The organism is Pseudomonas sp. NY15372, from assembly GCF_048068215.1.
In the GTDB taxonomy this organism is placed as follows: domain Bacteria; phylum Pseudomonadota; class Gammaproteobacteria; order Pseudomonadales; family Pseudomonadaceae; genus Aquipseudomonas; species Aquipseudomonas guariconensis_A.
In genome coordinates this window covers 82,529-93,934 of the sequence record NZ_JBLUPY010000015.1, presented here as the reverse complement: position 1 = coordinate 93,934, position 11,406 = coordinate 82,529, and the positions used below count along the sequence as shown (strand labels likewise).

The 11,406-nt window shown below is 63.7% G+C and carries 8 protein-coding genes; 7 read left to right on the top strand and 1 reads right to left on the bottom strand.

From position 1 onward, the window contains the following. Positions 1-696 precede the first annotated feature (696 nt). From ACNFG0_RS13450 to ACNFG0_RS13420, 7 genes are all read left to right on the top strand, one after another. Positions 697-900, top strand: coding sequence for a DUF3077 domain-containing protein (locus ACNFG0_RS13450; RefSeq protein WP_230381297.1), 204 nt, complete (start codon positions 697-699; stop codon positions 898-900). Positions 901-1,173: 273 nt separating this feature from the next. Beyond that, complete coding sequence (ssuE, locus tag ACNFG0_RS13445; protein ID WP_196144194.1) at positions 1,174-1,767, top strand: NADPH-dependent FMN reductase; 594 nt, start codon at positions 1,174-1,176, stop codon at positions 1,765-1,767. 93 nt (positions 1,768-1,860) lie between these two features. Further along, positions 1,861-2,826: a sulfonate ABC transporter substrate-binding protein gene (locus tag ACNFG0_RS13440; protein ID WP_416765189.1), complete on the top strand. Its 966-nt coding sequence runs from the start codon at positions 1,861-1,863 to the stop codon at positions 2,824-2,826. 59 nt (positions 2,827-2,885) lie between these two features. Then, positions 2,886-4,034, top strand: a complete 1,149-nt coding sequence (gene ssuD / locus ACNFG0_RS13435; protein ID WP_196156200.1) for an FMNH2-dependent alkanesulfonate monooxygenase — start codon at positions 2,886-2,888, stop codon at positions 4,032-4,034. Between the two features lie 10 nt (positions 4,035-4,044). Next, positions 4,045-4,845 carry an aliphatic sulfonate ABC transporter permease SsuC gene (gene ssuC, locus ACNFG0_RS13430; RefSeq protein ID WP_416765187.1) on the top strand — a complete coding sequence of 267 codons (801 nt, stop codon included), beginning with the start codon at positions 4,045-4,047 and terminating at the stop codon, positions 4,843-4,845. Next, positions 4,842-5,654, top strand: coding sequence for an aliphatic sulfonates ABC transporter ATP-binding protein (gene ssuB, locus ACNFG0_RS13425; RefSeq protein ID WP_196144190.1), 813 nt, complete (start codon positions 4,842-4,844; stop codon positions 5,652-5,654). Before ssuC ends, ssuB begins: the two co-directional genes overlap by 4 nt. A 31-nt stretch (positions 5,655-5,685) precedes the next feature. After that, positions 5,686-5,901 (top strand): TOBE domain-containing protein, encoded by a 216-nt coding sequence (locus ACNFG0_RS13420; protein ID WP_003255829.1) that lies wholly within the window; start codon positions 5,686-5,688, stop codon positions 5,899-5,901. Between the two features lie 44 nt (positions 5,902-5,945). On the opposite strand, the gene ACNFG0_RS13415 is transcribed toward ACNFG0_RS13420, so the two are convergent. Beyond that, positions 5,946-11,339, bottom strand: a complete 5,394-nt coding sequence (locus ACNFG0_RS13415) for a hypothetical protein (RefSeq protein ID WP_416765184.1) — start codon at positions 11,337-11,339, stop codon at positions 5,946-5,948. Positions 11,340-11,406: the final 67 nt, after the last annotated feature.

Sequence of the window (11,406 nt, the reverse complement as noted above, 5' to 3'; positions counted from 1 at the left end):
GAATCCTGAGCGAGCAGGGCTGGTTGAGTGCATGGTGATTACCCACACCGGGATGCGATCTGGCTTTGGGTAAAGGGTTGTCTTCATCGCCGGCAAGCCGGCTCCCACAGGATGTGGTTGGCGCTGTACCAGTGGGAGCCGGCTTGCCCACAACCATAGAATCTCCCACAGGTTCACCGCTGCTCTTGAGCTCTTGTGGGAGCCGGTCTTGCCGGCGATGGCTGCAAAGCATCCCCCGCGAACTCGGCTGTGTCAGACATTTCCGAACCTGAAACCAAATGCTTCAGCTTGCTGCAATTAGCGAACTATCCTACGTGCCTGCCGGAAGCCGCCTCATTGTTGGGGGAATACCCCGGGGATAACTTCACCGGGTCGTTACATTTGGCGACCGGGTGTGAGAACCCGATAGCGTAAAGAGCTGGCCTTCCTGTTATGGCAGCCGTGTCCGGGCAGACTTCGGTCTGGCCGAGTTTCTCTTGCGCCTCGGTTTCTCACCCCGTGTGCACGGCTGCCACCCTTGTCTCGTGAGAAAGACCCTGGCGGTAGCGACTTTCCAATCGCGCAGAGAACTTGATCATGAAAAAAATCGTTCCCGACCCACCCCCGCTTAGATTCCCTGACCCTTCCACCGACATTCCCGCTGACGCGCCGAGCGAACCTCCACCCTCTTGGAAGACCGCAGGCGTCCAGACCTGCCTGGACCTGTATCGCATCCAACCCGGCATCCCGTTCCAGCAGGCGTTCGACGAGCTTTCCGTATTGCTGGGGTGTATTCGCCACCTGGCCTGTGAGGCCGAAATGGAAGGTGATCGGATTGCGGGCAGCACGACCCGGATTCTCAGTGCGATGGCCAAGGCGCTGATCGACGACATGGAGATTGGGATGAGTCGCAGGGCCTAGGGGCCGCTTTGCGGCCCTTTCGCGGCACAAGGCCGCTCCTACAGCGGCCAATGTCGCCGATCCCCTGTTGGGGCCAGCGTACGCCGATCCCTGTAGGAGCGGCCTTGTGCCGCGAAGGGCTGCAAAGCAGCCCCAGAAACAACGAAATAAAAATGGCATAAGCAAATGAAAAAATATGATTTCTAGCTATATTTGACAGCCTGTTAATGTCGATTCCATTCCAACGAGGCCACTCCCTCGTGGCCTTGCAAACGAATCGAAGGAAGCGTTTTCATGCTGGTTGTTTCTCTTGGCGGTAGCCCCAGTACCCGTTCACGCTCCGGTGTGCTGCTCGAGCGTTCGCGCCAATGGCTACAGGACCGTGGTGTAGAAGTGGTGACGTTCCAGGTGCGTGAATTCCCCGCCGAGGACCTGCTCCATGCACGCTTCGACAGCCCGCAGGTAAAGCATTTCAACGAACTGGTCGCCCAGGCCGATGGCCTGGTGGTCGCCACCCCGGTGTACAAGGCGTCCTTCGCCGGCGCCCTTAAGACCTTGCTCGACCTGCTGCCTGAGCGCGCCCTGGAGCACAAGGTCGTGCTGCCCATCGCCACCGGCGGCAGCATCGCCCACATGCTGGCGGTGGATTACGCACTTAAACCGGTACTGTCTGCACTCAAGGCGCAGGAGACCCTGCAAGGGATCTTCGCCGACGACAGCCAGATCGCCTATGGCGAGCACGGCAGGCCCGCACAGCTGGCCGAGGCGCTGCAAGCGCGTCTGCTCGATTCGCTGGAACTGTTCCACAGCGCCCTGGCCCGCCGCCCCAAGCCCGTGCCGCCAGGCGTGCTCAACGAACGTTTGCTCACGGCTCGCTGGAGCATCTGAGCCTCCTTTACCGCTTCATCGTTTTCCCACCTTACTCGCCCGCCAACGAGGCAAGCAGGTGCAACCCGAACCCAACTCGCACAGGAGAGCGCCATGCGCACAGTCTTCTTGCGTCGTGGTCTGGTCGCCCTGTTCGCGGCGGCTGTGTCCTTCGGCGCCATCAGCCAGGCCCAGGCCGAAAGCCTGCGTATCGGTTACCAGAAATACGGCACGCTGGTGCTGCTCAAGGCCAAGGGCACGTTGGAAAAACGTCTGGCCGAGCAGGGCATCCAGGTCCAGTGGACCGAGTTCCCCGGCGGCCCGCAGCTGCTCGAAGGGCTGAATGTCGGCTCGATCGACTTCGGTGTCACCGGCGAAACACCGCCGGTATTCGCCCAGGCTGCCGGCGCCGACCTGCTCTACGTGGCTTATGAGCCGCCAGCCCCGCACAGCGAGGCGATCCTGGTGCCCAAGGGCTCGCCGATCCAGTCGGTGAAGGAGCTCAAGGGCAAGAAGGTCGCCTTCAACAAAGGCTCCAACGTGCACTACCTGCTGGTCCGCGCCCTGGAAGATGCGGGCTTGAAATACAGCGACATCCAGCCGGTGTACCTGCCGCCGGCCGATGCCCGCGCCGCCTTCGAACGCGGCAGCGTCGACGCCTGGGTGATCTGGGACCCGTACCAGGCTGCCGCCGAACAGCAGTTGCAGGCGCGCACCCTGCGTGACGGCAAGGGCCTGGTAGACAACCACCAGTTCTACTTGGCCACGCGCCAATACGCCACGGACCATCCGGCCGTGATCCAGACCCTGGTCGATGAGGTGCGTGGCATCGGCCAATGGTCCCAGGCCAACCCGCAAGTGGTCACCGAACAGGTGGCGCCGCTGCTCGGGCTGCCGGCCGACATCGTTCTCACCTCGGTCAAGCGCCAGGGTTTCGGTGCCACGCCGCTGACGCCCGAGGTGATCGCCGCACAGCAGAAGATCGCCGACACCTTCAAGGCCCTGAAGCTGATCCCCAAGCCCTTGAGCATCAAGGACGTGATCTGGACTCCCCCCGCCAAGGTCGCCAACGCGCCTTGACCGATTCGCCAGCGCCGGGGCGCCCCCCGGCTCGAGCCAACCTTGAGGAGACAACTCCAATGAGCCTGAACATCTTCTGGTTCCTCCCGACCCACGGTGACGGCAAGTACCTGGGCACCACCGACGGCGCCCGGGCGGTCGACCACGGCTACCTGCAGCAGATCGCCCAGGCCGCCGACCGCCTCGGCTTCGGTGGCGTGCTGATTCCCACCGGGCGTTCCTGCGAGGACTCTTGGCTGGTGGCGGCGTCGCTGATTCCGGTGACCCAGCGCCTGAAGTTCCTGGTGGCCCTGCGCCCCGGCATCATTTCGCCGACCGTGGCGGCGCGCCAGGCCGCCACCCTCGATCGCCTGTCCAATGGCCGGGCGCTGTTCAACCTGGTGACCGGCGGCGACCCGGACGAGTTGGCCGGCGATGGCCTGCACCTGGACCACCAGGCGCGCTACGAGGCCTCCGTGGAATTCACCCGCATCTGGCGCAAGGTGCTGGAAGGCGAGGTAGTCGACTACGACGGCAAGCACATCCAGGTCAAGGGCGCCAAGCTGCTCTACCCGCCGATCCAGCAGCCGCGCCCGCCGCTGTATTTCGGCGGCTCTTCCGATGCGGCCCAGGACTTGGCCGCCGAACAGGTCGAGCTGTATCTGACCTGGGGCGAACCGCCCGCCGCGGTGGCCGAGAAGATCGCCCAGGTACGCCAGAAAGCCGCCGCCCAGGGGCGAGAGGTGCGCTTCGGCATCCGTCTGCACGTGATCGTACGTGAAACCAACGCAGAAGCCTGGGCGGCTGCCGACAAACTCATCTCGCACCTGGACGACGACACCATCGCCCGTGCCCAGGCGTCCCTGGCGCGCTTCGATTCGGTAGGCCAGCAGCGCATGGCCGCCTTGCACGGCGGCAAGCGCGACAAGCTCGAAGTCAGCCCCAACCTGTGGGCCGGCGTCGGCCTGGTACGCGGCGGCGCCGGTACCGCGTTGGTGGGCGATGGCCCAACCGTGGCGGCCCGGGTCAAGGAATACGCGGACCTGGGCATCGACACCTTCATCTTCTCCGGTTACCCGCATCTGGAGGAGTCGTACCGAGTCGCCGAGCTACTGTTCCCGCACCTGGACGTGCAACGCCCAGAACAGCCCAGCAGCGGCGGCTATGTAAGCCCGTTCGGCGAAATGGTCGCCAACGACATCTTGCCCAAATCCGTGGCGCAGAGCTGAGGGGCAGGTCATGAGTCATGCAATTTCTGCCTCAGCCTGGCCGAAGCGCCTGGCGCCCTGGGCCCTGCCGTTGCTGTTGCTGGCGGTGTGGCAGCTGGCGGTTGCCAGTGGCTGGCTGTCGACCCGCATCCTGCCGGCACCGAGCGCGGTGTTCAGCGCCGGCGTCGAGCTGGTACGCAGCGGCGAGATCTGGACGCACCTGGCCATCAGCGGTTGGCGCGCAGCCCTGGGCTTTGCGATCGGCGGCAGCATCGGCTTGGTGCTGGGCTTCATCACGGGCCTGTCGAAGTGGGGCGAGCGCCTGCTCGACAGCTCGGTGCAGATGATCCGCAACGTGCCGCACCTGGCGCTGATCCCGCTGGTGATCCTGTGGTTCGGCATCGATGAGTCGGCGAAGGTCTTCCTGGTGGCCTTGGGCACCCTGTTCCCGATCTACCTCAACACCTACCACGGCATCCGCAATGTCGACCCGGCCCTGGTGGAGATGGCGCGCAGCTATGGTCTTTCGGGTTTCAGCCTGTTCCGCCAGGTGATCCTGCCGGGAGCGTTGCCCTCGATCCTGGTGGGCGTGCGCTTCGCCCTGGGCTTCATGTGGCTGACGCTGATCGTCGCCGAGACCATCTCGGCCAATTCGGGTATCGGCTACCTGGCGATGAACGCACGGGAATTCCTGCAGACCGACGTGGTGGTGCTGGCCATTGTCCTGTACGCCGTGCTCGGCAAGCTCGCAGACCTGGCCGCTCGTGGCCTGGAGCGTGTCTGGCTGCGCTGGCACCCGGCTTATCAAGCGGCGAAGAAGGAGGGCGTATGACCGTGCTCAAGGAACAACCGCCGCGCCTGCTGCGCGGCATCCCCCTGGCGGCCCAAGGCTTGCGCAAGGCCTTCGGCCAGCGCGAGGTGCTGCGGGGCATCGACCTGCACATCCCGGCAGGGCAGTTCGTGGCCGTCGTCGGCCGCAGCGGCTGCGGCAAGAGCACCTTGCTGCGCTTGTTGGCCGGCCTCGACCAGCCCAGTGCCGGCCAGTTGCTCGGCGGCGCCGCGCCGCTTTCACAGGCGCGCGAAGACACGCGCCTGATGTTCCAGGACGCACGCCTGCTGCCCTGGAAGAAGGTGATCGACAACGTCGGCCTGGGGCTTTCCGGCAATTGGCGCCCTGATGCGCTGCAAGCGCTGGAGGCCGTGGGGCTGGCTGAACGAGCCAACGATTGGCCGGCTGCGCTGTCTGGAGGGCAGAAGCAGCGGGTGGCCCTGGCCCGTGCGCTGATCCACAAACCGCGCCTGCTGTTGCTGGACGAGCCGCTGGGTGCGCTAGACGCGCTGACCCGGATCGAGATGCAGCAACTGATCGAGCGCCTGTGGCGCGAGCACGGTTTCACCGTGTTGCTGGTCACCCATGACGTCAACGAAGCGGTTGCCGTGGCCGATCGGGTGATCCTGATCGAGGACGGCGCCGTGGGCCTGGACCTGGCCGTCGACCTGCCTCGGCCACGCTCGCGGGGCTCCCATCGCCTGGCGGCGCTGGAAAGCGAAGTGCTCGACCGTGTTCTTGCCGTGCCGGGCACGCCGCCCGAGCCGGAACCTGTAGCCCCTTTGCCCACGCAGTTGCGTTGGGCGCATTGAACCCCTGAAGCCATCGAGAAGGAATCAAGCCATGACCATCAAAGCCATCAACGTACGCAACCAGTTCAAAGGCACCGTGAAGGAAATCCTCGAAGGGCCGGTACTGTCGGAAATCGACGTGCAGACCGCCTCCGGCATCGTCACCTCGGTGATCACCACCCGCTCGGTGCGTGAGCTGGAGTTGCAGGTAGGGAGCGAGGTGATTGCCTTCGTCAAATCGACCGAGGTATCCATCGCCAAGCTCTGATACAGGATGCCCGGGCCTTCTGCTGGCCCGGGCGTTCAGCCGTTTCAGGGCTGGTTCGGACGTAGGCCGTCGAACAGCGAAGTGGCTTGGGCCTCGGTCATGGGGCCGCGCCAGGCGCCTGCCCCCTGGTTTCGTTCGCTGGCCAGCTTCAGGTGCCCGGCCTCCAGCCTGCTGAACTGCTGGCGTGGCTTTTTCTTGAAATGGAAATGGGCATACCAGAGCGCAGCGTTCGTGGCGTTGTCGATGATTCGGTATTCCTCCAGATACTCGATAGGATGGCCTTGTCTGTTCTTGGCGGGCTCAAGCACGCGCGACCATTCGAGCGTCACTTGGCCTTCGGCATTGAGGTACTCCAGATGAGCGACCGTGGGATTGTTCGTGGCCTTGGTCTGCTCGATCCTCAGCCGCCGTCCAAGCGCGTCCAGTTGCGCCGCTGCTTGTCTGAGTTGGTTCACCGTGCTGCGCGAGGCATCGGTGATGGCCTGGCCCGCCTGGCGCTCAATCGACGTGGCGAGCTCACGCAGCGGGCTGGCACACCCTTGTGCATAGTCCTCCAGGTCCCTGGGCAGCATCTTCTGCGCCTTGTAACGCTGCAAGGCCGCCTCTGCCTCCGGGACCTTGGCCAAGTGGTTCCGGGCCGCCGATTGCAGCTGCTGCAGCGAGGCATTGTAGCCTTGGGGAGCGGGCGGGGTACGCTGCCATTGCCCTTGTGGCGTTCTGCCGAAGGTGGCATGGGGCTCGTTCGTGGCGCCGTTGGCAATCTGCATTTGCTGTTGGCCAGCCACTGTGTTTTCGCGGCCGATATACAGGCGCTGATCCTCGGTCTCGAACAGGATTGGCTGTCTCGGCCCTCTGTTGGGGCGCCGTGCGACTGGACGAGGGGCTATCGTGGCCAGGGACTGTTCCGTTTCAGTGAGCAGGCGCGATAGTTCAGTGCGCATTGTGCCGATCGCATTGGCCTGGACCTGGTTGGGGTAGGCGTCTTCCCAGATACGCATGCGGGTATCGAAGCGCTGGTACTGCTGCTGCAGCTGGGTCAGGAAGCGGTGTTCATTTCGTTGACTGAGTGGTGTCAACGGCAGGTCGCCGTGGCTGTACAAGGCGTTGCGCAGTGCAGCCAGTTCGTCGTTGAACTGGCGCCAGAACACCAGGTCGAAGGTCGCGTTCGGGTTCAGCAGGGTCGTGCCCAGGGCTGAGAGGCGCACCATTCGGTATCCGTTCGGGTTCAGTGGAATGTCCAGCTTGTCGAGTTTCTCGAGATAGTCGGTAAGGTTCTTTTTTTGTAACTGGTTGCGCATCTTCCCAATGCGTTGAAGTTCCTGTTCGATGTCCCTCAGTGCATCCGCCAATTGACCGTAGGCATGCTGTAGTTCCTTCACGTGGGCAGTTAGTCGAGCGGGGTCGAGGGTGGTGATGGCAGCCTCGAGTGGCGCAAGTCGCTCAAAGTGAGCAAGCATCCTGATATGCAATTGCTGGATCAGATTTGGATGCTGCCGTCCCATATCGAAAGCGAATTCCTCGATGATGTTGCGTGCGCCGGTTCGGCCGATTTCGGCTCGCAGTGACCTCAGGCGTTCCAGGCTCTGTTGGTGAAAGTCCAGGTAGCTGCGCAATTGGCTCACCACGTCGTTCCGGGCCCGGCTTATCTCGGCGGCCGAGGCAGCCGGCCTCACGGGGCCGTCGGGGCCCATGCCAGTGGCGCTGTTCAAGGCATCCACCTTGGACGAGAGCTGGGCCCTGTGGGCCTGTCTGTTGGTGTGGATGTCCTGCAGGATATCCAAGGGTGTGAGCTGCCTCGGTTGCAGGCCCAAGGCTCTGCGCAGAGAGGTCAGGCTGCGGTCGTACAGGGAACTGACATACCCGCCACCGCCTGCCAGGCCGCTATCGACCAGGTGTCCGCTCAAGCTGCCGTGCGTTTCCCATACGCCTGTCGTGCCGAGGCGTATGGGCTGTTTGTAGGTGCGGGTAGCGGTGGCTTTCAGGCGCCAGGTGAGATGGGTCGCGTCCCATTCGACCTGGTAATAGCGCCCGTTGCGGATAATGTAGTCGGTCTGGGAGCCCACATGATGGTGGATCCCGGCGCCATGAGCGCCTGCATGGGCAGCCCAGCGCCCTGTCGGTACTTCGGCTTCATAGCCGCTGAATGACGTCGAGTATCTGTGGTGTCCGTTGAGCGTGGCGCTAGTCAGTTGACGTTGCCGGGTTCTCAGGCGTGCCGTTGGTCGCGGTACTGCAGGGTGTGCCACGGCGGGCGTGAGGTCCATGATGGCGTCGAACAACGACAGGAACACACTGTTGAGGTGCTCGATACCGCTTGCCGAGTCGCCGCGAAGAAAGGCCTCGACACTGTCGGTGGCGGCATGCCAACCGTCGTACAGGGCGATGGCCGTGCCTACGACCGGCACGAAACCCAAGGCTATCTTGATGTAGTCGTACACCCGGCCATGGCGGATGGCTTCCGTTTCCAGATACAGGTCGACCTGGCTACGGGATGTGGCCCGGTTCTGGTGGATCAGGCGGCCCATGAGCAAGGTCGCTCGGTAGGCGGCGAGCTGGCCGGACAACGCTATGCCGGGCCCGATGAACCCAGAAAAGTTCCGGCTCAGGGCGGTGTCGATGTAGGCCAGGTGCTCGGCCTCGGCGCCATCGAGTGGCAGCTTGGCCAGGTATCGACTCATGCTATCGGTCAGTGCCCGGTGCTCGAGGGCTCGGCATGCCAGCGCTGGGGTCGCGTATTGGCTGATACTCTTGCCGTCGGGCGCATCGGGCACCAGCAACAAGGTCGGGCCTGTTGCCGCCTGCAGCAGGAAGATGCCCGCCAGGGTCACGGCATCGCTGGTGCCGTCCGCTGCAGTGCCAGGGCGCAGCAGCACCGTATGAAAGTCGATGGTGCAAGGTTCACTGGGGTTCTCCTGCTCCAGGCAGAAGCGCTCGAGCATGCGCTGGCCTGTTTCGTCCAGGGTGTCCGGTTGGCTCAGCGCGATGATCTTGAGCTGGTGTGCGAACGGGGTACGCAAGGCTTCCTTGCGCCGCTCGCTTTCGAACATGGACTCGCCAGGCAACCCTTTGAAGGTGTCTATGATGCGGTCTTCGTAAGCCTGGGCCAGATCCAGGGTCTTCATCACGTTGGCGATGTAGCTCAGGTTCACGCCCTCGCGAACCTTCGGTTCGACCGGGCCTTCCGCGAAAACGACGTTGGCATTGGTCAGGCGCAGTTTCAGGTCATCGTCGAGCGCCCATAAAAGGAAATCCGCCAGATCGATGAGGCTGCGCGACGTGCTGAACACGATCACTTCCTTGAAGGCATGGCCCACCCCGGACTCGCCCAGAGGCTCGCGTAGGCGGCGGAAGTGGTCGGCAATGTCCAGTTTGATGAGTGCAGTGGTCTCCATGCCGAAGTCGGCGCGCAGTTTCTGCTCCAGTGCACTGCGAACGAATTGCCCGCGCTCCGGGAGGTCGCGCTCGAGCAGTTGGTTGGATGTCAGCATGGCTTTGCGCAGCGCCTCTACCTGGGCCGCCAGTTCGACGCGTGCGTCAGGGGGCAGGCGCTTCAGGTGTTGCAGCCTGGCGCTGATCAAGTCGGTCCGGTTTCTTTCGGCCAGGCGTGCGAATGCATGGCTACGCGCCAGGTTGACGGCCAGGCCCAGGCGCGACACGACGGTATCCAGCGAGGGGGCCTGGGGCAGGCTGGCCAGCAGGGTTTGGGTGCAGTAATCGAATGCATCGGTGGTGATCGGCTCACAGACGAGTTCGAATGCTTGAGGCTGGTCGTACAAGGCATCGAGCAACGCCTGGGCGCCTTGCGGCCAGGCGCTCTGCACCAAGGATTCCGGCCAGGCGCCGTAGAGCGTCGCGCGCACCCGCTCGGCCAGTTGTGCCTGGCTGGCAAGGTGCATCAGCCCGCCGTCCCGCCCGGCCTTGTACAGCAGCCAGGAACGGTCCGGTTCCAGTGTGTCGGCGTCAGGCAAGCCTTGCAGTGCCAGCAGGTTGGTGAGCCGCCAGGATCTCGAGCCGAGCTTGATGCGTAGCGCATAGGGCTGCACCTTGCGCTGAAGGCTGGGTTTGGGGCGTGCTTCGAGTGCTTCCACCCAGGCAAGGTGTTCGTCCTTCAGCTCGCCCAACAGGTGCTGAAGGCGAGCCTCGCTACACAATGCACGGGCTCGGAGCTGACTCAAGTGATCGAACCGGCTGGTCTCTGCGTGTCGCTCGCCCCAGGTAGTCGCAGTGATCGTTGTCGGCAGTTGGGAAAACAATCGCTCGAACTCGGCTTCAATGGCCTCGAGCTGCGCCTGGTGCTCCCTGAGCCTGGCCATCTTGTTCGAAGAGGGGAGGGTATCGTCGCCCAGGTAGGTGGCGAGGAACTGCTCTTGCCGAGCGATGCGCTGCTTACGCCAGCCAAGGGGAAGCTGCTGGGGCAGGGCGTCGAAATGCAGTTCTTCAGTGGCGAGTTGCTGGTCATGGGCGATGAGCGTGTCGATCGTTTGTTCGCTCGTTGGAGGCAGGGCTGGGCGTGGTGCGATTGCCTGTTTTTCTTCCCAGGCCTGAAGTGCGGTCCAGTCCAGCGGGTCGGTCTCGCTTTCCTGGGCGGCCTGGATCAGGTGGTTCGATATGCTGCGTTGCGTGTCGTCCAGGGCTTCCTCGACCCAACTGGCAAACCCATCGGCGGTGATGTCCATCCAGTCGATGGCGCTTTCGCTGCTGCCTGGTACCAACGGGGCGGCGGGGGCTGGCCAGAGTATGTAGCGATTGGAATGCAGCCAGGTACGCAGTGTGTCGTGGTCTGCGAAGGTCTCGATCACGCTGTCGGCATCGGGCCTGTACAGCAACCAGCGAGTTTCTCCGGGCCAGGGCTTGACGAGCAGGGCAGCGATACAGGTCTCGGCCTTGCCGTTGGGGTGAACCCAACGCGCCAAGGCATATTCGGTGGTGGGGCTTGGCTGCCCCTGGCGCCAGGCCGCTGCATCGATCTGGTCGAGCCCGAATGCCAGGTCCAGGCTCGCGGCGAAGTGCTCGCGCAATAGCTGGGCGGCATGGGCTTGGCGGGAGATGGCCTGGCCAGGCATGCGCCCGGACCAATAGTCGGTCCAGGCCCTGATGCCGGTACCGGCCCAGACGGGCACCAAGCCGGACAGCCAGTCACCGGCTTGCCAAGTGGCGTACGGGGAGCCCTCGGGAAACCCCCAGGATGTCCAATCCGCGAAGGGGGCGGCGAATGTGGGGCTGGCAAGCATCCGGGCGGCCAGGGTCAACAGGGTGACCTGGCGTTCGTCGTGTTTCAGGCCGCAGGCATAAGGGTCTACCTTGAACTGGCGCTTGAGTTGGTCCTGCAAGGTGTTCTTCAGCCGCGGGGCTTGCTCGTCCAAGGCCTGCAGTGCCTTGGCTGCGTTCAGGCGGCGTTGTCGTGCGATGCGCAGCGTTTCGCTTCGTCCCGCGCTCACTGCTGTCACTTGCGTGGTGAGCGCAGCGGTGGCGTCAAAGGAAAAAAACTCCAGCGGGGTGGTTTGC